The sequence below is a fragment of the Sphingomonas sp. BLCC-B65 genome, from assembly GCF_028550675.1.
Lineage (GTDB): Bacteria > Actinomycetota > Actinomycetes > Actinomycetales > Microbacteriaceae > Microbacterium.
The window spans coordinates 634,934-656,004 of record NZ_JAQQGL010000001.1; the positions used below are offsets into that span (position 1 = coordinate 634,934).

At 69.0% G+C, this 21,071-nt stretch carries 20 protein-coding genes and 2 tRNA genes; 7 read left to right on the plus strand and 15 right to left on the minus strand.

The window, feature by feature from the left end:
* Positions 1–26: 26 nt before the first annotated feature.
* From leuD to PP359_RS03150, 3 genes are all read right to left on the minus strand, one after another.
* Positions 27–623 carry a 3-isopropylmalate dehydratase small subunit gene (gene leuD / locus PP359_RS03140; protein WP_039415529.1) on the minus strand — a complete coding sequence of 199 codons (597 nt, stop codon included), beginning with the start codon at positions 621–623 and terminating at the stop codon, positions 27–29.
* A 1-nt stretch (position 624) separates the two neighbouring features.
* On the minus strand, positions 625–2,070 hold the full coding sequence (gene leuC / locus PP359_RS03145) for a 3-isopropylmalate dehydratase large subunit (RefSeq protein WP_039415531.1): 1,446 nt from the start codon (positions 2,068–2,070) through the stop codon (positions 625–627).
* Between the two features lie 150 nt (positions 2,071–2,220).
* Entirely contained in the window at positions 2,221–3,219 is a 999-nt protein-coding gene (locus tag PP359_RS03150; RefSeq protein WP_294944121.1) for a TerC family protein, read from the minus strand.
* Between the two features lie 221 nt (positions 3,220–3,440).
* Here PP359_RS03150 and PP359_RS03155 point away from each other — a divergent pair, with 221 nt between their 5' ends.
* Together PP359_RS03155 and PP359_RS03160 are read left to right on the plus strand one after the other, a co-directional pair.
* On the plus strand, positions 3,441–4,004 hold the full coding sequence (locus PP359_RS03155) for an RNA polymerase sigma factor (protein WP_347417261.1): 564 nt from the start codon (positions 3,441–3,443) through the stop codon (positions 4,002–4,004).
* The gene (locus tag PP359_RS03160) at positions 4,001–5,113 is read left to right on the plus strand and encodes a DUF4349 domain-containing protein (RefSeq protein ID WP_294982082.1); all 1,113 of its coding nucleotides are present in this window, start codon (positions 4,001–4,003) and stop codon (positions 5,111–5,113) included. Before PP359_RS03155 ends, PP359_RS03160 begins: the two co-directional genes overlap by 4 nt.
* Positions 5,114–5,176: 63 nt before the next feature.
* Here PP359_RS03160 and PP359_RS03165 read toward each other — a convergent pair.
* Positions 5,177–5,252: transfer RNA gene (locus PP359_RS03165), tRNA-Glu, on the minus strand.
* Between the two features lie 120 nt (positions 5,253–5,372).
* On the opposite strand from PP359_RS03165, the gene PP359_RS03170 reads away from it, so the two are divergent.
* The gene (locus tag PP359_RS03170; RefSeq protein ID WP_292681382.1) at positions 5,373–6,011 is read left to right on the plus strand and encodes an MBL fold metallo-hydrolase; all 639 of its coding nucleotides are present in this window, start codon (positions 5,373–5,375) and stop codon (positions 6,009–6,011) included.
* Positions 6,012–6,082: 71 nt separating this feature from the next.
* Here PP359_RS03170 and PP359_RS03175 read toward each other — a convergent pair whose 3' ends face one another.
* The 5 genes from PP359_RS03175 to PP359_RS03195 all read right to left on the minus strand — a co-directional run bounded on the left by PP359_RS03175 (position 6,083) and on the right by PP359_RS03195 (position 11,116).
* Positions 6,083–6,355 carry an HPr family phosphocarrier protein gene (locus PP359_RS03175; protein WP_036318222.1) on the minus strand — a complete coding sequence of 91 codons (273 nt, stop codon included), beginning with the start codon at positions 6,353–6,355 and terminating at the stop codon, positions 6,083–6,085.
* 41 nt (positions 6,356–6,396) lie between these two features.
* Positions 6,397–8,433 (minus strand): PTS fructose transporter subunit IIABC, encoded by a 2,037-nt coding sequence (locus tag PP359_RS03180; protein WP_112931372.1) that lies wholly within the window; start codon positions 8,431–8,433, stop codon positions 6,397–6,399.
* Between the two features lie 38 nt (positions 8,434–8,471).
* Positions 8,472–9,419: a 1-phosphofructokinase family hexose kinase gene (locus PP359_RS03185; RefSeq protein ID WP_039415868.1), complete on the minus strand. Its 948-nt coding sequence runs from the start codon at positions 9,417–9,419 to the stop codon at positions 8,472–8,474.
* Positions 9,416–10,198 carry a DeoR/GlpR family DNA-binding transcription regulator gene (locus tag PP359_RS03190; protein ID WP_294944111.1) on the minus strand — a complete coding sequence of 261 codons (783 nt, stop codon included), beginning with the start codon at positions 10,196–10,198 and terminating at the stop codon, positions 9,416–9,418. The genes PP359_RS03185 and PP359_RS03190 overlap by 4 nt, the downstream gene beginning before the upstream one ends.
* Positions 10,199–10,342: 144 nt before the next feature.
* Entirely contained in the window at positions 10,343–11,116 is a 774-nt protein-coding gene (locus PP359_RS03195) for a hypothetical protein (RefSeq protein ID WP_039415559.1), read from the minus strand.
* 135 nt (positions 11,117–11,251) lie between these two features.
* On the opposite strand from PP359_RS03195, the gene PP359_RS03200 reads away from it, so the two are divergent.
* The 3 genes from PP359_RS03200 to PP359_RS03210 all read left to right on the plus strand — a co-directional run bounded on the left by PP359_RS03200 (position 11,252) and on the right by PP359_RS03210 (position 15,622).
* Positions 11,252–13,291: a DUF262 domain-containing protein gene (locus PP359_RS03200; protein ID WP_499249886.1), complete on the plus strand. Its 2,040-nt coding sequence runs from the start codon at positions 11,252–11,254 to the stop codon at positions 13,289–13,291.
* 11 nt (positions 13,292–13,302) lie between these two features.
* Positions 13,303–14,838, plus strand: a complete 1,536-nt coding sequence (locus PP359_RS03205) for a bifunctional phosphatase PAP2/diacylglycerol kinase family protein (protein ID WP_039415869.1) — start codon at positions 13,303–13,305, stop codon at positions 14,836–14,838.
* A 70-nt stretch (positions 14,839–14,908) separates the two neighbouring features.
* Positions 14,909–15,622 (plus strand): hypothetical protein, encoded by a 714-nt coding sequence (locus tag PP359_RS03210; protein WP_499249887.1) that lies wholly within the window; start codon positions 14,909–14,911, stop codon positions 15,620–15,622.
* On the opposite strand, the gene PP359_RS03215 is transcribed toward PP359_RS03210, so the two are convergent.
* From PP359_RS03215 to PP359_RS03240, 6 genes are all read right to left on the minus strand, one after another.
* Positions 15,607–17,544 carry an ArnT family glycosyltransferase gene (locus PP359_RS03215; protein WP_499250807.1) on the minus strand — a complete coding sequence of 646 codons (1,938 nt, stop codon included), beginning with the start codon at positions 17,542–17,544 and terminating at the stop codon, positions 15,607–15,609. The genes PP359_RS03210 and PP359_RS03215 overlap by 16 nt on opposite strands.
* A 74-nt stretch (positions 17,545–17,618) precedes the next feature.
* Complete coding sequence (locus PP359_RS03220) at positions 17,619–18,632, minus strand: aldo/keto reductase (RefSeq protein WP_433718246.1); 1,014 nt, start codon at positions 18,630–18,632, stop codon at positions 17,619–17,621.
* A gap of 41 nt (positions 18,633–18,673) precedes the next feature.
* Positions 18,674–18,901, minus strand: coding sequence for a hypothetical protein (locus PP359_RS03225; protein WP_036318229.1), 228 nt, complete (start codon positions 18,899–18,901; stop codon positions 18,674–18,676).
* Between the two features lie 39 nt (positions 18,902–18,940).
* The gene (locus tag PP359_RS03230; RefSeq protein ID WP_039415578.1) at positions 18,941–19,582 is read right to left on the minus strand and encodes a zinc ribbon domain-containing protein; all 642 of its coding nucleotides are present in this window, start codon (positions 19,580–19,582) and stop codon (positions 18,941–18,943) included.
* A complete protein-coding gene (locus PP359_RS03235; protein ID WP_347417258.1) occupies positions 19,575–20,189 on the minus strand; it encodes a TetR/AcrR family transcriptional regulator in 615 nt (204 codons plus the stop codon). Before PP359_RS03235 ends, PP359_RS03230 begins: the two co-directional genes overlap by 8 nt.
* A gap of 122 nt (positions 20,190–20,311) precedes the next feature.
* Positions 20,312–20,383: transfer RNA gene (locus PP359_RS03240), tRNA-Gln, on the minus strand.
* Between the two features lie 114 nt (positions 20,384–20,497).
* Between PP359_RS03240 and PP359_RS03245 the strand changes: the two genes are divergently transcribed.
* The gene (locus PP359_RS03245; RefSeq protein ID WP_347417257.1) at positions 20,498–21,022 is read left to right on the plus strand and encodes a hypothetical protein; all 525 of its coding nucleotides are present in this window, start codon (positions 20,498–20,500) and stop codon (positions 21,020–21,022) included.
* Positions 21,023–21,071: the final 49 nt, after the last annotated feature.

The following is a 21,071-nucleotide window of genomic DNA, read 5'->3' on the forward strand; positions in this document are numbered from 1 at the left end:
CGCCCCGGTTCGGGGCGCCATCCGGCCTAGCGAACGGGGAGCGTCCGCGGGCGCCACGCCTCGCGGCGCGCCTCGAACTGCGCGATCTTGTCCTCATTGCGCAGGGTCAGTCCGATGTCGTCCAGACCTTCGAGGAGCCTCCACCTAGTGTAATCGTCGATGTCGAACGAGACCCGGAGCCCGCCGATCGTGGCGGTGCGCTCGACCAGGTCGACCGTCATCTCGATGCCCGGCTCTGCGGCGATCCGGGCCCAGATGGCCTCCACGTCGGTCTCGGAGATCACCCCCGTGACCAGGCCTTGCTTGCCCGCGTTGCCACGGAAGATGTCGGCGAACTTCGGGCTCAGCACCACCTGGAAGCCGTAGTCGCGCAGCGCCCACACGGCGTGTTCACGACTCGAACCGGTGCCGAAGTCGGGTCCCGCCACGAGCACCGAGGCACGCGCGAACGCCGGCTGGTTGAGGACGAAATCGGGGTCCTGTCGCCAGTTGGCGAACAGGGCGTCTTCGAAGCCGGTCTTGGTGACCCGCTTGAGATAGACCGCGGGGATGATCTGGTCGGTGTCGACCGCCGAGCGCGTCAACGCGGCCGCGATACCCGTGTGCGTCGTGAACTTCTCCATGTCAGGCCTCGACCTTCTCGACGGCGGGCAGATCGGACGGGCTGGCCAGCCGGCCCAGCACCGCCGTCGCGGCGGCGACCAGGGGCGACACCAGATGAGTGCGTCCTCCCTTGCCCTGGCGTCCCTCGAAGTTGCGGTTGCTCGTCGATGCGCACCGCTCCCCCGGGGCCAACTGATCGGGGTTCATCCCGAGGCACATCGAGCAGCCGGCGAAACGCCATTCCGCGCCGAAGGCGGTGAAGACCTTGTCGAGTCCCTCCGCTTCGGCCTCCAGACGCACTCGCGCCGAGCCGGGGACGACCATCACACGGACGTTGTCTGCCTTCTGGCGGCCTTCGATGACCGAGGCGAAGGCGCGCAGGTCTTCGATCCGGCTGTTCGTGCACGAGCCCATGAAGACGGCATCCACCGTCACGTCCTTCAGCGGCGTTCCGGCCTGCAGGTCCATGTACTCGAGAGCCCGCTCGGCGGCGGCACGCTCGTTGGCGTCCGCGAAGGATGCCGGGTCGGGCACGACGTCGCTCAGCGAGACGCCCTGGCCCGGGTTGGTGCCCCACGTGACGAAGGGCTCGAGCTCGTTCGCGTCGAGGAAGACCTCGGCGTCGTAGACCGCACCCTCGTCGCTCGGAAGCGTGCGCCAGTAGGCGACGGCGTCGTCCCAGTCCTGACCCTGCGGTGCGTGGGGCTTGTCCTTGACGTACGCGAACGTGGTCTCGTCGGGGGCGATCATGCCGGCGCGGGCTCCCGCCTCGATCGACATGTTGCACATCGTCATCCGGCCCTCCATCGACAGCGACCGGATGGCGCTGCCACGGAACTCGAGCACGTAGCCCTGGCCGCCGTTGGCGCCGATCTTCGCGATGATGGCGAGGATGATGTCCTTGGCCGTGACGCCCGGCTTGAGATCGCCCTCGACCGTGATCGCCATCGTCTTGAACGGTTTCAGCGGGAGGGTCTGCGTGGCGAGCACGTGCTCGACCTCGCTGGTGCCGATACCGAAGGCCATGGCGCCGAAAGCACCGTGCGTCGAGGTGTGACTGTCGCCGCAGACGACCGTGATCCCCGGCATGGTCAGACCCAGTTGGGGGCCGACGACGTGCACGATGCCCTGCTCCTTGTCGCCGAGGGAGTGCAGCCGTACGCCGAACTCCTCGGCGTTTCGGCGCAGGGTCTCGATCTGCGTGCGGCTGGTGAGATCGGCGATCGGCTTGTCGATCTCGAGCGTGGGAGTGTTGTGGTCCTCGGTCGCGATCGTCAGGTCGAGCCGGCGCACCGGACGCCCCTCGGCGCGGAGGCCGTCGAACGCCTGCGGGCTGGTCACTTCGTGCACGAGGTGCAGGTCGATGTAGATCAGGTCGGGCTGGCCGTCTTCGCCCTTCACCACGAGGTGGTCGTCCCAGACCTTCTCGGCGAGGGTCCGCGGGCGGTCGGGAATCGTTGTGCTCATGCTGTCTCGTTCTCCAGATAAGGGGATCAAGCCCGCGACGGACTCCGCGACGAGAGAGGGCTCAGAACGAGGTCTCGTCGCGGCGGCTAAGGAGAAGGCGAGCGATCCGCACCGGCTCAGACTACCACCGCGGCGATCGGCGCCGGATCGTCACCGCTCGTCGAGCGTGACGTCGCGCCCTTCCCTCCGCGCCGCGATGAGACTCGCCCCCGTGGCGACGACCATCGAGACGACGATGACGCCGAGCGACATCCACGTCGAGATGTCGGGCGCCCACGCGATGTTCTCGCCGCCGTTGATGAACGGCAGTTCGTTCTCGTGCATCGCGTGCGCGATGAGCTTGACACCGATGAAGGCGAGGATGAAGGCGATGCCGTAGTGCAGGTACTTCAGACGGTCGAGAAGGTCGCCGAGCAGGAAGTAGAGCTGGCGCAGGCCCATCAGCGCGAAGATGTTCGCCGTGAAGACGATGAAGGGGCTCTGCGTGATGCCGAAGATCGCGGGGATCGAGTCGAGCGCGAACAGCAGGTCGGTCATGCCGATCGCGACGAACACGATGATCATCGGGGTGAACATGCGCTTGCCGTCGACGACGGTGCGCACCTTCGGGCCGTCGTAGTCGTCGCTGATGTCGATCGTCCGACGCAGCAGCCGCACGACGACGGACTCCTTCTTGATCTCCTCGTCGTGGTCGCCGCCCGGGAACGCCTGCTTCCACGCGGTGTAGATGAGGAAGGCGCCGAAGATGTAGAACACCCAGCTGAACTGCTCGATGATGGCGGCCCCGGCCAGGATGAACAGTCCGCGGAGGACCAGCGCGATGATGATGCCCACCATCAGCACCTTCTGCTGGTAGCGCCGCGGCACGGAGAACTGGCTCATGATGAGCACGAAGACGAAGAGGTTGTCGATCGACAGGCTGTACTCGGTGAGCCAGCCGGCGACGAACTGGCCGGCGTACTCCCCGCCGGCGAACAGCCACATCAGTCCCGCGAAGATCAGCGCGAGCGTGACGTAGAAGACGACCCAGAGGCTCGACTCCTTCGGCGTCGGAATGTGCGGCCGCTGTGCGATGAGGGCGAGATCGGCGACGAGGATCAGCACCAGAACGATCAGCGAACCGATCTCGAACCAGACGGGGAGGTCCATGCAGGCCTTTCGAGGGGATGACGAAACGTCGAAAGTCTCTCCCCCGTCAGCGGTGCTGCGGCGCGCGCCCGGGAACCCGACGTCGGGCCCGTGGTGACGGACGCGCGAGAACGGGATACTCCCTCTCGCTGCGACAACAATACCGGCTTCGATGACGCCGAGTTCTCTGAGACGATTCGCCGCTCGCGGACACTCACCCAGTGAGAGACGATGAGGACACCATGACCGACCACTCCGGCCTGCGCACCGACGCGGAGCTGGTCGCGGCCGCGGCCGCGGGCAGCGACCTCGCCTTCCGTACGCTCTATCGCTCCTACGTGCGCGCCGTCTACGCCGTGGCGCACGCACTGGTGGGCACGGCGGCGGATGCGGAGGACGTCACACAGGAGACCTTCCTTGTGGCGTGGCGCAAGATCGGCGCGCTGCAGCTGGAGAGCGAATCCCTTCTCCCGTGGCTCGTCACCATCTGCCGCTTTCAGGCCGCGAACCGCGTCCGGCGTCAGAAGCGCGACCGCGAGCATCTGACGGCAGGAGTCGACGAGACCCTTCCTGCGGCGGTCGATGTCGAGCGCGCGGTGATCGACGCCGACCTCGCCGATCGGATCGCGGCGGAGCTGTCGGCACTCGGCCACGTGGATCAGGAGATCTTCCGCCTGTGCGCAGCCGAGGGCTACGGCTATCGCGAGGCCGCCGACCGACTCGGCATCAGTCACGGTGCGGTCCGAAATCGCCTCTCCCGCATCCGCAGCTCGCTGCGCACCACCATCACCTCGGAGGGGTCATGACCACGGAAGACAACGCACTGCCCGAGCTCGCCGACGACCGCGTGGACGTCATCGAGCAGCGGCTGTTCGCCCAGATCGCCGAGGAACGCAGCGCGCAGTGGCAGAAGGCGGAGAGAGACCGAGTGCGCGCCGTGCGCCGCGGACGTCTCTGGATGGGCGGTACCGCCGCAGCGGCGCTGGTCGCGGTCGCCGCGATCATCGCACCGTCCGTGCTGCACGCACTCTCCGGTTCCTCGGGCGCGTCGTCTGTGACATCCGTCTCTCTGGACGCCGGCAGCGCGATCGCCACCGCTCCGGATACCCGCACCGAGGGGATGAGCGGCGCAGACCCCTCCGGCGGCGGAGCAGCCTCCGATGGTGCCGTCGCGATAGCCACCGCAGAACGGCAGATCGCCGTGAGCGCGTCCGCCACCGTGGACGTGCAGGACGCGGCGTCCGCGGCCCAGGCGATCGCGACGGCGGCAGCTGACGCCGGCGGATACGTCGAATCTCAGAGCACGGGGACCTCGCCCGGGCAACCGGCCGTTCCGCTGTCCGACACGGGCAAGATGATGCCCGCTCCGGCGACCGCGTGGATCACCGTTCGGGTTCCCGCCGATGCGCTGTCACAGGTCGTGACAGGACTGTCCACACTCGGCACCGTCACCGCATCGCAGACCGACCGGCGGGACGTGACGACCGAGACCCTCGATCTTCGAGCTCGTGTCAGCGCGCTGGAGACCTCGGTCGCGCGCCTGACCGACCTCATGAAGCAGTCGAGCTCGACGGCCGATCTCATCGCCGCTGAGTCCGCCCTCTCCGAACGCCAATCGGAGCTCGACTCCCTGCGTCAGCAGTTGACCTGGACCGAGTCGCAGGTCGCGATGTCGACGCTCACGGTCTCGCTCGTGGAGCCGTCCCCCGCCGTGACCGCCGACCCGGCCGGCTTCGGCGATGGCGTCGCGGCCGGGTGGAACGGACTCATCGCCACGCTCAACGCCCTGGTCGTCGCGGTCGGTTTCCTGCTCCCGTGGCTCGGCGTGGGGCTCGTCGTCACGGCCGTCGTGGTGCTCGTCGTGCGAGCGCGTCGACGCCGTCACAGCCGACGGAACGCTTCCGCGGAGGGGTGATCGGTTCCACGACGACGGCGGTGACGCACAGAAGCCCGGTCCGTCTGGACCGGGCTTCTGTCGTGGTGACCCCAGCGGGATTCGAACCCGCGTTACCGCCGTGAGAGGGCGGCGTACTAGGCCGCTATACGATGGGGCCGTACTTTTTCGCTGCGTAAGCAACCGTTCGATTATGCCATGACGATCAACGCCTCGCCAAATCGAGACCAGGACGCACCGCGGGCTTGCCCGCGTCGCTCGAGAGGCGTTGACTGACGGCATGCGCGTCACCAAACACGAACACGCCTGCCTCCGCCTCGAGCGCGACGGCAGTCAGTTGATCATCGACCCGGGAAGCTTCACGCTCCCGCTGCAGGATCTCGCCGGCACCGTGGGCGTGGTTCTCACCCATCAGCACCAGGACCACTGGACCCCGGAGCACCTGGGCGCAATCCGCGAGCACTCCCCCGACGTGCCGATCTACGGCCCCCAAGGCGTCGCCGATGCGGCGGCGGACTTCGACATCACCGTCGTCGCGCCCGGCGACAGCGTGAGCGTCGGTCCGTTCTCGCTGCGCTTCTTCGGCGGGCGGCATGCCGTCATCCATGAGTCGATTCCGGTCATCGACAATGTCGGCGTCCTGGTCGACGACGAGTTCTACTATCCCGGCGATTCGTTCTCGGCGCCCGACGGCGTCGACGTACGGCTGCTGGCGGCCCCCGTGGGCGCTCCCTGGCTGAAGATCGGAGAGGCGATCGACTTCGTCCTCGCCGTCCGTCCGGAGCACGCCTTCGCGACGCACGACATGACGCTCTCGCCCATCGGGCTGGACATGCATCGCGGAAGGCTGCAGTGGGCGACGGAGCAGGGCGGCGGACGGTTCAGCCCACTCGATCCGGGCGATGCCATCGATCTCTGACCCACCGTGAACGCCGGATGCCGCGCCCGCTGGTCACTCCAGCGGGCGCGGCATCCGTTCGTGTGGGCCGATCAGGCCTCGGCGTCGTGGTCGGTCTCGAGGAACGCGACGAGCGTGTCGAGCGCGGCATCCGCGCCCTCGCCCTCAGCCTTGAGCGTGACGACGGTGCCCTGTGTGGCGCCGAGACCCATCAGCGTGAGGATGCTGCCGGCGTTGAGGTCAGGACCGCCCTCGACCGCGATCGTCACGGGGACGCCGGTCTGCTGAACCGCCTGCACGAAGAGCTTCGCGGGGCGCGCGTGCAGTCCCGAGCTGCTGGCGACGGTGGCCTGGCGTTCTGCCATGGGATCCTCCTTGGATCGGTCGTATTCTTCTGTCTTCGAGCCTAGGCGCTGACGGCTTCGGGAGAAACCGCGGCAGCGCCGGAGATACCCTCGTCGACGGCCGACCCGCGGCGCGCGAAGCGCTTGAGGGCGACGACCGAGAACGCGGCGACGACGGTACCGGCCGCGATGGCGACGAGCCACAGCCAGAAGTTGTCGATCGCGAAGAAGACGAAGACGCCGCCGTGGGGTGCCTTGCTCGTGACGGCGAAGGCCATCGAGAGGGCACCGGTGACCGCGCCGCCGAGCATCATCGACGGGATGACCCGGAAGATGTCCGCCGCAGCGAACGGGATCGCACCCTCGGAGATGAACGCCGCGCCGAGCAGCCACGCCGCCTTGCCGTTCTCTCGCTCCGGCTCGGTGAAGAGCTTGCGATCGATGACGGTCGAGGCGAGGGCCATCGCGAGCGGCGGCACCATGCCGGCGGCCATGACGGCGGCCATGATCTGCAGGTAGCGCTCGTCACCGGCGATGCCCGCGGCCAGGTTGCCCGTCGCGAACGCGTAGGCCACCTTGTTCACGGGGCCGCCGAGGTCGAAGCACATCATGAGGCCGAGGATGATGCCGAGGATGATCACACCGGCTCCGGTGAGGCCGGACAGCCAGTCGTTGAGCGCCTTGGTCAGCCACGCGATCGGTCCACCGAGGACCAGCAGCATGAGCCCGGAGGCGAAGATCGAACCCAGCAGCGGGATGATCACGACGGGCATCAGGCCACGCAGCCAGCGCGGCACGTCCAGACCGTTCAGCCAACGTGCGGCGACACCGGCGAGCAGACCGCCGACGATACCGCCGAGGAAGCCGGCGCCCATGAAGCCCGCGACGGCACCCGCCACGAAACCGGGTGCGATACCGGGGCGGTCGGCCATGCCGTACGCGATGTAGCCGGCCAGTGCCGGCACGAGGAAGCCGAACGAGAGCGCACCGATCTTGAACAGCACCGCGCCGAGGTAGACGATCAGCGATGTGTCGCCGAGGTTCCACAGCGTCGACGCACCGAGGATCTTGTCGGCGTCGAATGCGATCGTATAGCCGCCGAGCAGGAAGCCGAGCGCGATGAGCAGACCGCCGCCCGCGACGAACGGGATCATGTAGCTGACACCGGTGAGCAGGGCACGCTTGATGCTCGCGCCGTACGACTCCCCCGCACCGGACGTCGAGGTGGATGCGGCGGCTGCCGACCCGCTGACGCGCGTCGCGTTCGGGTTCTTGGCGGCGGCGATCGCCTCGGCCACCAGCTGCGCCGGCGCCTCGATGCCGCGCTTGACGCTGGCGCGCACGACGGGCTTGCCCGCGAAGCGCTGGGGCTCGCGCACGTCGACGTCGACGGCGAAGATGACGGCATCGGCCGCTTCGATGATCTTCGGGTCGAGAGCCTTGTAGCCGCTGGAGCCCTGCGGCTCGACGATCAGATCGACCCCGTCCTTGCCGCCCTGCGCGGTGAGCGCGTCGGCGGCCATGAACGTGTGTGCGATGCCGGTGGCACAAGCGGTGACGGCGACGATACGCGCCGGCCGGCCGTCGATCAGGTGAGCGCTGTCGGCCGCAGCCGCCGGAGCCGGCGTCGCCGCGGCGGGAGCACCGGTGCCCGACACGGCTGCCGTCACGAGGTCGACCACCGCTTCAGGGGTCGCCGCGGAGCGCAGCCCGGCGGTGAAGTCCTCGCGCATGAAGCTGCGGGCCAGTTGCGACAGCACCGCCAGGTGCTCCTCGGCCGCGGTGTCGGGAGCCGCGATGAGGAAGACGAGGTCGGCCGGGCCGTCGTCGGCGCCGAAGTCGATACCGGGCTTCAGACGCGCGAACGCGAGCGTCGCCTCGCGCACCGCTGCGCTCTTCGCGTGCGGGATCGCGATGCCGCCCGGGAGGCCGGTCTCGTCCGTCAGCTCGCGCTTCCAGGCGTCGGCGGCGAGGGCTGCGGCATCGGACGCCCGTCCCGCAGCCGCTACGCGGGCGGCGAGGGCGTCGATGACGGCCCGCTTGTCGGTGCCGAGCGACTCGTCAAGGCTGACGAGCGCCGGCGTGATGATCTCTGACACGGTGACCTCCAGTGGTCGTTTGGGTTCAGGGTGGGTTTTCAGAGAGCGAGGCTCCGCACCGGCACGTCGCCGGGGAGGAGATCGGTCGGGGTGGGGGCCTGTGTGCCCGGCAGCGCGGCCGCCGCCGATCCGTAGCGGATGCCGCTGCGCACCCGCTCGTCCGGAGCAGCCCCGGCGACGTCGGCGAGCAGGAAACCGGCCAACGAGCTGTCGCCCGCACCCACGGTGCTGCGCACGCGCGTGGGCGGAGGGGTGCCGAACCAAGCTCCGTCGGCGTCGACGAGCACGGCGCCGTCGCCGCCGAGCGTGACGAAGGCGGCACCGACGCGGGCAGGGACGAGCTCGCGTGCGACGGCGAGGACGGCCTCGGGCAGGGGAAGATCCGCATCGAGAGCGACGCCGGCCAGCTCCACCAGCTCCTCGTCGTTGGGTTTGATGAGGTCGGGCAGCCCGCGCTCCACGACGGCGCGCAACGCGGCTCCCGACGTGTCGACCGCGACGCGGGGAGCAGACGCCCCGGCCGCGCGGACGGCGCCGATCACCTCCACGTAGAAGTCCTCGGCAAGGCCGGGGGGAAGCGATCCGGCCAGCACGAGCCAGTCGGCGCCGGCCGACGCGCGCACGGTCGCGTCGATGAGCGTCGCCGCGTCTTCGGCGGTGCGCGTCACCCCCGGAAGGTTGATCTTGGTCGTGACACCCTCGCGGTCGGTGAGCGTCAGGTTGGCGCGGGCCACCCCCGGCAGCGGCACGGCGAGCACCGGCACATGCGCGGAGCGCAGAACAGCCGCGAACGGGTCGTCGGCGTCCAACGGGAGGACGGCGCGCGTGGCGACACCGGAGCCGGCCAGCACACGGGTGACATTGATGCCCTTGCCCCCGGCATCCTCGCGGACCGAGAGCGCAGACTGCACTTCGCCCGCGCGGAGGGCGTCGGCCAGCGTCACGGTGCGATCGAGAGACGGATTGGCGGTCAGGGTGACGATCATGCGATCCACACCTCCACATCGGCGTCGCCGAGGGCGGCGACGAGGTCGGCAGGGGGCTCGGCGTCGGTGACGAGGATGTCGAGATCGGCGAGGCGACCGAACGAGACGAGGAGCTCGCCGTCGAACTTCTCCGCGTCCGCGAGCACCACGATGCGACGCGCCGATGCGATGACGGCGCGCTTGACGGCGGCCTCGTCCGGGTCGGGGGTGCTGAGTCCGAAGGACGCCGACAGTCCGTTCGTTCCGATGAAGGCGAGGTCGGGACGAAGGCGCGAGATCGCGTCGACCGTCTGCGCGCCCACCGCGGCGGCCGTCAATCCGCGGACACGACCGCCGATCGCGGTGAGATTCAGCGCCGACGCGCCCGCGAGCAGGTGTGCGACCGTCATGGAGTGCGTGACCACCTCGAGCGGGTGCGAACTCGTGCTGCGCTGAGCCAGCAGACCCGCCAGAGCGGCCGTGGTGGTGCCGGCATCGATGTAGACCGAACCGTCGCCCTGGGTGCCGATGGCATCCAGGGCGCGTGCGGCGATGGCGAGCTTCGCGTCGGTGCGTCGCTGCGTGCGCTCGATGAAGGATGTCTCCGCGGTACTGACGCGGGTGCGGGCGACGGCTCCCCCGTGCACGCGGCGCACGAGACCCGACGACTCGAGCTGATCGAGATCGCGGCGCACCGTCTCGGTCGTCACGCCGAAGCGGCGAGCCAGATCGACGACGACGACCCGACCCTCAGTGGTGATCAGCTGCTCGATGAGCTGCTGTCGCTCCGTTGCGTACACGGTTCCTCCTTGAATAGCCACACGTTACAACACAAACACAGATGCATCAACACCCCTGCCGGGAAAAACCACATGACGCGCAGAAGGGCCCCGATCCGAAGACCGGGGCCCTTCTGCGCGCGGTGCGCGGAGCGGTGCGGAGGCTCAGGCCTCGCTCATCACCGTGACTTCCTGCTGACCACGGGCGGCCAGAGCGGCGGCGCGTGCGGCGATGCGACGCTCCTGCTCGATCTGACCGGCGTCGAGGGTCTCCTGGTCGACGGGGTAGCTGTCCACCTTGTTCACGCCGTTGTACTTGGCGATGTACGCGTCCAGTTCGGGGCCCGACTCCCACGAGGTGATGAGGCAGTACCGGGGCTCCGTGCCGTAGTGGGCGGCGGCGTGCCACAGTCGCTGCGTGTCGACGATGAGCTGCGCGCCGGCGGGCAGCGCGATACGCGTCTCTTCGCTCGGATCGGTGCGATTCTCACGCAGGACGAAGTAGCTCGTGGTGTCATCCGTGAGGTTGAAGAAGCCACGCACCACCCAGCCCGTGCCATCGGGGTTCAGGCGGTTGTTGTCGTCCTGGTGCAGGTTGTAGAGGCAGTCCGCATAGGTGTTCGGCTGCAGCTCGATGATGCGGCAACGACCGACGTTCGCTCCCGGCTCCTGCGCACGCGCGGTCAGCGTCGGCGCGATCGCTGTCTGCGAGTCGATCCAGACCCCGTCCTTGTCGGTGCGCGGCGGCTTGTGGTTCCAGAAGCCGTTGCACTCGATCTCGCCCTTGGCGGAGGCCAACGGTGCGAAACGGGTGTCGCCCGAGGACTTCCAGTCGACGTATTCGACGTCGAGCCACTCCTTGGGATCGATCTCTTTGTTGTAGCGGTCGAGGACGACGTATCCGGTCTCCTCGAGAGCCGCGCTCTTGATGTAACCCATGACGGATTCAACCTTTCTGCCGGACAAGCGAAGTTTTTACAGGCCCGACTGAGGCAAGCCTACAGAGCGGCGATGTGAACGCGATTAGACTCGACGGCGGTCATCGAGAGCGAGCGCGGAGGCGACACGAACAGCATGAACAGCCCTACGCATCTCGCCTCCTCGGTCGCAGCGACACACGTCTCGGCCACCGCTGTGTCGACGATCGGCTGGCTCTCGGCATCCGAGACGACCATCGTGGTCCCGGTCTACCAACGCCAGTATCGATGGGATATCGGCGGGTGCGAGCAGCTGCTGGCGGACGTGCGCGCCGTTGCGGATGCCGGCGCCGGACAGACGCACTTCATCGGTTCGATCCTGTCGACGGCGTCGAGCACCTCTGACGACGACGCGCATCTGGTGCTCATCGACGGACAGCAGCGCATCACCACTCTGATGCTCCTCGTGGCCGCCCTGCATCACACGCTGCGAGACGACGACCCCGACCTCGCCGCCGAGCTCGAGCGCGTCCTCGTGCGCAGCGAGGATCCGACCCGCACCAAGCTGCGTCCGCACCGCGCGTGGGCCGATGTCTTCGAGAGCGTCGTGCTCGGTCGCCGAGAGGCGGGTGAGCAGATGCGCGAGTCCCGGTTCGACGACAACTACGCGTTCTTCCGCAGCCAGATCCGACCCGACGAGGCTGCTGACATCTGGCGCGGTCTGCAGCGCCTCGAGCACGTCTCGATCACGCTGGGCGCCGACGCGAACGCCCAGCAGACCTTCGAGAGTCTCAACTCGACCGGCGAGCCGCTGCGCGATCACGAACTCATCCACAACTACGTCCTGATGGGGCTCTCGCACGCCGAGCAAGGTGAGATCGAAGACGAGTACTGGATGCCGATCGAGCACGACACCGGCGAGCAGATCGGCGATTTCTGGCGACACTACCTGGTCATGCTCACCGGGCGGGAGGTCACCGTCGCCGGCGAGCGGGGCGTCTACGACACGTTCCGTGCCCAGTTCCCCCGCTTGGACCTCGCGACGCTGCGGGAGCGCGCCGGACAGTGGCGCCGGTATGCGGGCATCTACCGGATCCTCCTCGACCCGTCCCGGGCCGACGATCCCGTCATCGCACGTCAGCTGACCTACCTCAATACCTTCGGCCGGGGGATGTACCCCCTGGCGCTGCGTCTGCTCCACGAGCACGGCGAGGGAGACCTCAGCGCCGCCGACCTGCTCGTCTCGCTGGAGCACGTGCAGTCGCTTCTGCTCCGTCGCACCGTCGTCGGTGTGACCACCGACCGCCTGGTCGCGCGCCTGTGTCGGGCCGCCACGCTGTCCCGCGACGCCCTGGTGCACGCGATCGCCCGCATCACGCCGTCGGACGAACGCACCCGGGTGGGCCTGAAGTACACGGCGCTGCCGTACCCCGCCTATGTGCTGAAGCGACTGGCGGGCGACATCGACGTTCCCGGCATCGGCCTCGAGCACATCGCCCCTGCCGCGCCTTCCGACGACTGGACGCCCGACGGCATCCGCCGCTGGGCCGACCTCTCCGACGACGAGCAGAACAGCTTCCGTGCGCTGGCGCCCACGCTCGGCAACCTCACACTGCTGGAGGATTCGCTCTTCGAGCGGGCGTTCGACGCCTCGTTCCCGCAGAAACGCGCGGTGTACGACGAGAGCGCCGTCGACATCACCCGGGCGATCGCCGAGACCGGCTCGTGGAGTACGGCTGCCATCGCCGCCCGCACGCAGGCGTTGACCGAGCTGTTCCTGCAGGTATGGCGCCGCCCCGCCGTCGTCAGCATCGACGACGACAATCTCACGCCCATCCTCGACGCCGTGAAGCGGCGCGGTTGGCCGCGGGGATGGCAACGCGAGTTCGACTACGTCGAGTTCCGCGGCGAGCACTGGGAGGTGCCGGACATCCGCTACCTCTTCAACCGCATCTTCAAACGGCTGTGGGCCGACTCGCGCCAGAGCGTCATCGATTTCAGCGCGCGACGGGGCGGTCCCGTCTATCCGGCAATGGCGTGGAACGGCCAGTGGGACGAGCTGGGCGAGGGTCGCTACCTCTACATGGGGTGGGACTCGAAGTACATGCTCACCGCGGTGCAGGGCGTGCTCGACGAGGCCGGATGGGCCTCGGAGGTGTTCGTCAAGTACTCCTACATCGGCAATGCGATGAAGTGATCGGAGCCCTCATGCCTCGCCGATCGACGACGCCTCGCCGCTCCCGCACTGCGCGGGGCACGGCACGCCGCTGGCGCGACGTCCGGCGACAGGTCGACGCCCTCGACGTCGCGACCTTCGCGGCGGTGGCGCGCACGCGCAGCCCGCTCCTGGACACGACGATGCCGGCGCTCACACGTGCCGCCGACCGCTCGGTGCTGTGGATGGCCGTCGCAGGTCTGCTCACTCTCCTCGCTCGTGGGCGCGGCCGGCGCGCCGCGGCGCGGGGACTGGCGGCCATCGGGGTGACGAGTCTTCTCGCGAACCAGGTCTCCAAGCGCCTGCACCGCCGCCCTCGACCGTCCATCACGCAGGTGCCGACGAGGCGGCTGGCCCGGCGCATTCCCGACTCCACCTCGTTTCCCAGCGGTCACTCGGCCAGCGCCATGGCCTTCGCCGCGGCCGCGTCTGCCGAGATGCCCGCGTTGACCGTTCCCTTGCGTGCGCTCGCGGGGCTGGTCGGGTTTTCCCGTGTCGCCACCGGAGCTCACTACCCGTCGGATGTGGCGGCAGGCTTCGCCCTCGGCGAGGCGATCGCCTGGCTGACCACTCGCGCCGTGCCGGTCGAGCGCGTCAACCCCCTGCAGGACGCGCTCGCTGTGCACGCCGGCACTCCGCGCCCGGACGGTGCCGGGATCGCGCTGGTGATCAACCCGCGCTCGGGTTCCGGGCGTGCGGGGCGCATACTTCCCGCCGTGCGCCGCGCCCTCCCCCGCCTGCGGGTCGTCGAGCTCGGCGCCGGCGACGACTATGCAGAAGTCATCCGCGCGACGGCAGCCGACTGCGAGGTCCTCGCCGTCGCCGGCGGGGACGGCACGGTGCAACAAGCCGCGGACGCCGCCCGCGAACGCGGCATCCCGCTCGCCGTACTGCCGGCAGGCACGTTCAATCACTTCGCCAAAGACCTCGGCATGTACCCGCTGTCGACGGCGATCGCGGCGATCCGGGCGGGCACGGTCGCGAAAGTCGACCTCGGGGAGGTGAACGGCAAGATTTTCGTGAACACGGCCAGCGTCGGCGCGTACACCGATTTCGTGACGATCCGTGAACGCTACGAACACCGCATCGGCAAGCCGCTGGCCGCGGTCGTCGCCGCCGTCACGACACTGGGGGCCGCTCGGGCCGTCCGGGTCCGGGTACGTGACCTCGACGGTGAAACGGTCGACGCCCGCTTCAGTCTTCTCTTCCTGGGCAACGGAAGGTACGAGCCGCGGGGGTTCGCTCCGGTGCACCGGGCCACGCTCGACGATGCGCGACTGGATCTCCGCGTGCTCGGCGTCTCGCGTCTCGGCTCCCGCGCGCGGATCTTCGTCGATCTGTTCACCGGACGGATCTCCCGCAACCGTCGCTACCAGGAGTTCTCGGATGCCGAGTTCGACCTCGAGCTGCTGGGGGGCCCGTATCGCATCGCCCGCGACGGCGAGCTCGGCGAAGAGGTCGATCGCCTCCGTGCTCGTGTGCTCCCCCGCGCCCTCACCGTGATCGCTCCGGCAGCCTCCGCCCGCTGACGGCGCGATCGTCACCATTGACACGGCTCACGGGGGCTCGCAGCCGCCGGCGCGGCGCTACGCTCGCGTCATGGAAGCGCCTGTCGACTGGCCGGCACGACTGCGGAAGCTCGATGCCGAGGAGTGGGCGCCGGTGGTCGAGGCGGCATCCGGGCTCCCCGGTCCCCGCGCCAACCTCCGCCTCGTCGCGGCTGCGGCCGCGATCGCGGGGGCTCGGGAGATCGATGCCCTGCTGCGATCCGGAAGCGAGTTCGCAACGATGTGCGCCGCCGCGGCAATCGCCCGCCGCGCCGCGGATCTCCAGGAGCAGGCACGTGCACGCGACCTGGCGTGCGACGGACGGTGGCGTGTTCGTGAAGGCGTCGCCATCGGACTTCAGCTGTGGGGCGAGGTGGAGCCGAACGCGATGGCCGAGGTGGCCACGATGTGGGCGCGCGACGCCCATCCGCTCGTTCAGCGCGCCGCCGTCGCGGCGATCTGCGAGCCACGGCTGTTGACGTCGCCGCGCGAGGCCGCTCGGGCCGTCGCCGTCTGCGCGACAGCCACCGAGAGCCTCCGCTCGCTGTCCGCCGACAGGCGACGTGATCCGGACGTTCGTACCCTGCGCCAGACGCTCGGGTACGGCTGGAGTGTCGCGGTCGCCTCCGACCCCGCCCCGGGGTTGGCCGCGTTCCACGCCCTCGCGCTCGACGATCCCGACGTCGCGTGGATCGTGCGGGAGAACCGCGCCAAGAAGCGCCTCGCCGTTCTGCTGACCCCGTCGCCGCCTCACGAGCACGCGTAGAGGGTGAATCCGAGCACGCTCTCCTTCGACGTCGAGGTCTTCCCCTGCCCGCCGCCCGCCGTCGACGGCCAGGAGCGCAGCGCGTGACACGACGCCGCGTGCACGGCGACCGCCACCGGATCGGTCTTCGGGGCGTGATCCTTCACGACGATCAGGTGCACGCCGGACGCGATACGCGCGCGGACCTCTGCCGCCGTGAACACCACGGCTTGACCGGAGTATCCACCGTCGGTGAGTACTTCGGTCCCGGTCGCGTCGATGACGGGAGCGGCGATGCTCCAAGAGTCCGTCAGGAACAGCGGGGCGCCGTCCACACCGCCGCCGGCAGCCCGCGCCGCCGTGACCAGTTCGACCAACGGGGGCGTGATTCCCGGGGAGCCTCCCCAGAGCTGCGGCGGTGACGGCACGAACGCCTGAGACGCCGACCCCGTCGTGGCCGACGGCTTCACCCCCACGTAGGCGTCTCCCCCGCTCCCGTCGCGTGAGGCATCGACGACTTGCGCAGAAAAGATCGCGGGTCCCGCCAGAACGGCGACCGCCGAGGCCACCACGATGCCGCGACCGAGACGTCGGCGCACGCTCGGCGACAGCGCCGCGGCGACCACCAGTGCGCACGTCACGCCAGCCACGATCATCATGGCGAGCGTCAGAGATCGCGGCATCCGTGACAGCGCGGACAGCGCGATGAACCACGCAAGCTGCAGCGTGACCAGAATGGGCAGCGCCGCGCGCGCCCACCCGCTGGCGTCGGCGCGGAGCCGAACCGCCTCGCTGATTCCGAGCGCGGCCAGGAGGGCGAGCTGGATGCCGATCGCCGACAGATATGCCGTGTGAGGCATGCGCGCCGCGGAGAGGATCGCGGCGCCGGTCGCGAGCCACACGACGAGCACCACGAATGTCGCCGGCCCCGCGCCCCATCTGACGGAGGGAGGAGCGGTGGCTCCCCGTCGCCGCCAGGCGCGTACCGCGACAGCGACACCCAGAACGATGCCGAACATCGCCGCAGGGTAGAGCCAGCCGATCTCACCGACATACGCGGGATCGATGAGCTTCGTCGCCGACGCTGCGGCGCCGGCAGCGCCGGTACCCGATCCGCTCCGCACAGCGCCGGCGATGGCGTTGGGAAACAGCCGATCGATGCCGTTGTATCCGAACACCATGGCGAAGACGTCGTCGTCGGTGGAGCCGTCCACGAAGGGTCGCGACCCCGCCGGAACCAATTCCATGGCGATCATCCACGACAGCGACGTCACCACCGTGCTCGCGAGAAGCACGCTGACGCGGGCGAGACGGCGGAGCCATCGCCCCTCGCCGACGATGGCCGTACCGATCACCAACGCGGGCACGATGAACCATGCCTGCATCATCTTGGCCTGGAAGCCGATGCCGATGAACACGCCGGCCCACACCAGCGGCCAGAGGCGTCTCGTCAGCGCCGCACGCTGCCACCAGAGCAGCGCAACGGCCAGCGACATCGTCAGCAGGCCGTCTTCCATGGGATGGCCGAACATCGACACGAAGATCGGCGTGGATGCCGCGGCTCCCGCAGCGATCAACCCGACGACGCGACCGCGCCAGCGCAGACCGATCACCGCGCAGACGAAGATCGTGACGAGCCCCTCGATCACTTGCGGAAGCGCCAGCGCCGACGTCGACATCCCGAACAGTCGCACGCTCAGCGCCTGCGGCACGGCGAAACCGCTCAGCTTGTCGAGAGTGACGGTGGCAGCCGGATCGAACGCGCCGAACAGCAGCGCCTGCCACGACTGCGACATCGACCGCGCCGACGCCTCGTAGAACGAGAAGTCACCCCCGCGCGCCAGGTTCCATGTCGTGAGCACGGCGAAAGCCAAGAGAATCGCGGCAAGCGTGACGCGCGCCCACCAGGGCTCTCGCCACCACCGCGAGAGGGCGGGTGTCATCGGCACGGGCCGACGCTAGGCGCGGAGCTTCGGCATCGGCTCGGCGACGGCTGAGCGAAGCCTATGAGCGGATTTCACCACTGGGCGTGGATGGCGTGGCGCAGACGACGGTCGTAGACATCGTGCACCGCCGCGTCGAACGCGGCGTACGCCTCGGGTGCGTCCAAAGACGAGGCTGCGGCGGCGTTCGCTGCGGCCTGCGACGGCGTCCGCGCGCCGGGGATCACGGCCGTGACGCCGGGCTGCGCCACGATCCACGCGAGCGAGGCAGCGGGCAGACTCACGCCCTCGGGCAGCGCGCCCGCGAGCTCCGCTGCTGCTGCCACCCCGGTCTCGAAGTCGACGCCCGAGAACGTCTCTCCCCGATCGAACGCCTGACCCTCGCGATTGTACGAACGGTGATCGGCGGCGGAGAAGGTCGTGGCAGTGGTGTAGCGGCCCGACAGCAGCCCGCTTGCCAGCGGTACGCGGGCGAAGACGGCCACGCCTGCGTCGACCGCGGCGGGCAAGAACTCATCCAGTGGCTTCAGCCGGAACGGATTGATGATGATCTGCACATTCGTCAATCCGGGGCGGCGGAGGACGGACAGCCCCTGGTCGACCGTCTCGACCGAGGCGCCGTACGCAGCGATCGCGCCCGCGTCGACGAGGCGGTCGAGAGCATCGAAGGTGCGCTGGTCCTCGAGCACGGCGGTCGGCGGGCAATGCAGCTGAACGAGGTCGAGGGTGTCGACGCCGAGGTTGCGGCGAGAGCGGTCGATCCACGTCCTGAAGTTCTCCGCCGTGTAGTTCTCGGCACGCTGCTCGTCGCGTCGTCCCATCTTCGTCGCGACGACGACGCCGTGCCCGGGCCGTGCGGCGAGGAAGCGGCCGATGATCTGCTCTGAACGACCGTCTCCGTAGACGTCAGCGGTGTCGAAGAGGGTGACGCCGGCGTCGACGGATGCCGCGAGCACGGCGGCCGCGTCCTCCTCCGAGACATCGCCCCAGTCCGCGCCCAACTGCCACGTACCCACACCGATGACCGAGACCTCACGGCCGGTGCGGCCGAGTGCGCGATGTGGGAGGGCGGAGCGTGCGGGAGCCATGCCTCGAGCCTATCGGCGCACGCTGCGGGGACGAGGTCGATTCAGACGATCCCGCCGATCATCGCGTCGCGGCGCAGCTGCTCGTGCGTCGCGTGGAACGTGCCGTCCGCCGTCCACCAGGCCTCGTGGCCCGCGGCATCCGGGTGTTGCTCGACGACGGCCGGCCAATGCGCCTTGATGTCTTTGAGGTAGTACCGGATCTCGCCGCCGATCGTGCGCTTGTCGACCTTGTCGGAGGCTTCGAGCTGGCTCTGCGTGGGTTCAGTCATGCCCAGAGCATAGAGAGCGTCACTGCCGCGCGCGAGGGGTCAGCCCGCCAGAGACGTGCCGCATTCCGCGCAGAACTTGGCACCGGCGGGGTTGTCGGTACCGCAGCCGCGGCACGCCGCGACGACGGCGAGCGGTGACCCGCACTCGCCGCAGAACTTGCCTCCGTGGGACTGCGCACCGCACGCTGCGCAGCGCGGCTGCGCCTGCGTCTTCAGATCCATTCCGCCCAGGAGGTCGACCGTCTCGAGTCGCTCCTGCATCTGCCGGCGGCGCGCCTCGGCCTGCAGCTGGGCCAGTTCCTCCGTCGCGATCGGGGAGCACCGTACACACTGTCCGACGGCGTCGTTCCAGCACACGTCACCGCACACCCAGTCGCTGCACGCCCGGCACTGATGAAACCTCGGGGCGATCTCTGCCGTTGCGGCGCGCAGCGCCTCGTCTTTCGCGGGCGAGTTCGTGCCGCGGTCCAGGAGGCGATCGGCCATGGAGCTGATCTCGTACAGCGATCCGCCGAAGAGGTTGCCCAGTCCCCGGGCCAGCTTCTGACCGGCCGCACGCGGGTCGCGACGGAAGGCCGAGCGGTAGCCGTTTCCGCAGCGCTCGCAACGGAACTCGAACTGATAGCCGTCGGCGTTCGACAGATCGTTGAAGTTGTCGGTGAAGGGGACGAGATCACTCACGTGACGTTTCCTGTTCGTGTCGGATGCGCTGGGCATCGGAGGGGACGGGAGCGGATGCCGAGCTGAAGACCAGATCGATGAGGGGGGCGAAGTCGTAGTCGGCGGCGAAACGGGGGGCCTGCATGAGCAGGAGCGTGTTGATGAGCATGCCGCGGGCCATGAACGCCCACATCTGCATGTCGGAGGCACCCAGCTCGCGCAGCGCGCGATAGACCTCCTGGAACATCCGGCGGGACTCGTCGCCGATGGCGGGCTCCGCCGTCGCCGCAGAGAAGGCGTGAGCCCACACCAGGACGGCTTCAGGACGGGCGCGCACGAGATCTCGATACGCGGCGCCGACGCGCTCGGCGTCGAATCCGTCGCCGGCGACGCGACCACGCGATGCGGATCGGAACGCCGTGAGGATGGCCGCCGCGGCGTGTGCGTGCGTGCGCAGGAAGAGCTCTCGTTTCGACCCGAAGGTGCGGATGACGTAGGGCTGCGAGACACCCATCGCCTTCGCGACCTCGGCGGTCGACGTACCGAAGTAGCCGCGCGGCGCGAATGCCCGCACCGACGCGTCGAGGAGTTCCTCGTTGCGCGCGGGCGGACGTCGGCCGGTCGCCATGCAGGTTTCCTCTCGGGCACGGGTGTTATCGCACGATAACACGGACGCCGAGCGCGCTCCGACCGAAAAAGCAAGAGCCCCGGTTACCGCTGTGACGCCGATCTCCGGGGCTATCTGTCTTGCTGGGGTACCTGGACTCGAACCAAGAACAACTGAACCAGAATCAGCCGTGTTGCCAATTACACCATACCCCAGGGGGTGACGACCGAAGTCGTACCGAGGGTCTAGCTTAGCCCACGCGCGGACCGAGTCCAAACCAGCCGGACCACGCATTGCCCCGACGCCGGGCAGGCCGGACACTGAGCCGTGTGAAATCCCCGTTGCTCCTGCCCGCGACGGCCATCGCCGTCCTCGTGCTCGCCGGTTGCGCGGCCTCGCCCGCATCGACGCCGTCCGTCACCGAGAACGACGCCGGTCCCACCGCCGAGGCCGGCACACCGGCGGCCGTCGGCGGCGGTCAGCTGTTCGGCTGCACCGACGCGATGATCTCGTTCATGGACGCCAACGGCTACCTGAATCCCTCTCCCGCCGACCCCACCCGGTTCGTCTTTCCGGAAGCGGGAAAGCCCGGCGCCTCGCCGGCCTGCTACGTCGAGGACGACTACGGCGGAACGAAGCGCAAGGGAGCGATCTTCGTCGGCGACGCGGACGCCGCCATCGCGCAGATCGGCGCCACGCTGACGGCCGCGGGGTACCAGCAGAGTTCCGGCTACGGCGCCTACATCTGGTGGCTCGACGGTGAGGACGCCAGCTCAGCCCGGTACGCGGTGGGGGCCGGTCCCCAACAGATCGACGGCCAGAACGTCATCTGGGCGACGTGGGCGTCGGACTGACGGGCGCGATCCGGGCGATTTCATAGGCCGCACAACGACGCCGCTGGTG

What these genes read in the sequence shown, in the direction of transcription:
- PP359_RS03150 (WP_294944121.1), bottom strand. Translation starts at nt 3,219, where the DNA reads ATGGACCTCCCCGTCTGGTTCGAGATCGGTTCGCTGATCGTTCTGGTG.
- PP359_RS03215 (WP_499250807.1), bottom strand. Translation starts at nt 17,544, where the DNA reads ATGACACCCGCCCTCTCGCGGTGGTGGCGAGAGCCCTGGTGGGCGCGC.
- PP359_RS03170 (WP_292681382.1), top strand. Translation starts at nt 5,373, where the DNA reads ATGCGCGTCACCAAACACGAACACGCCTGCCTCCGCCTCGAGCGCGAC.
- PP359_RS03220 (WP_433718246.1), bottom strand. Translation starts at nt 18,632, where the DNA reads ATGGCTCCCGCACGCTCCGCCCTCCCACATCGCGCACTCGGCCGCACC.
- PP359_RS03210 (WP_499249887.1), top strand. Translation starts at nt 14,909, where the DNA reads ATGGAAGCGCCTGTCGACTGGCCGGCACGACTGCGGAAGCTCGATGCC.
- leuD (WP_039415529.1), bottom strand. Translation starts at nt 623, where the DNA reads ATGGAGAAGTTCACGACGCACACGGGTATCGCGGCCGCGTTGACGCGC.
- PP359_RS03200 (WP_499249886.1), top strand. Translation starts at nt 11,252, where the DNA reads ATGAACAGCCCTACGCATCTCGCCTCCTCGGTCGCAGCGACACACGTC.
- PP359_RS03155 (WP_347417261.1), top strand. Translation starts at nt 3,441, where the DNA reads ATGACCGACCACTCCGGCCTGCGCACCGACGCGGAGCTGGTCGCGGCC.
- PP359_RS03235 (WP_347417258.1), bottom strand. Translation starts at nt 20,189, where the DNA reads ATGGCGACCGGCCGACGTCCGCCCGCGCGCAACGAGGAACTCCTCGAC.
- leuC (WP_039415531.1), bottom strand. Translation starts at nt 2,070, where the DNA reads ATGAGCACAACGATTCCCGACCGCCCGCGGACCCTCGCCGAGAAGGTC.
- PP359_RS03195 (WP_039415559.1), bottom strand. Translation starts at nt 11,116, where the DNA reads ATGGGTTACATCAAGAGCGCGGCTCTCGAGGAGACCGGATACGTCGTC.
- PP359_RS03225 (WP_036318229.1), bottom strand. Translation starts at nt 18,901, where the DNA reads ATGACTGAACCCACGCAGAGCCAGCTCGAAGCCTCCGACAAGGTCGAC.
- PP359_RS03185 (WP_039415868.1), bottom strand. Translation starts at nt 9,419, where the DNA reads ATGATCGTCACCCTGACCGCCAATCCGTCTCTCGATCGCACCGTGACG.
- PP359_RS03175 (WP_036318222.1), bottom strand. Translation starts at nt 6,355, where the DNA reads ATGGCAGAACGCCAGGCCACCGTCGCCAGCAGCTCGGGACTGCACGCG.
- PP359_RS03160 (WP_294982082.1), top strand. Translation starts at nt 4,001, where the DNA reads ATGACCACGGAAGACAACGCACTGCCCGAGCTCGCCGACGACCGCGTG.
- PP359_RS03205 (WP_039415869.1), top strand. Translation starts at nt 13,303, where the DNA reads ATGCCTCGCCGATCGACGACGCCTCGCCGCTCCCGCACTGCGCGGGGC.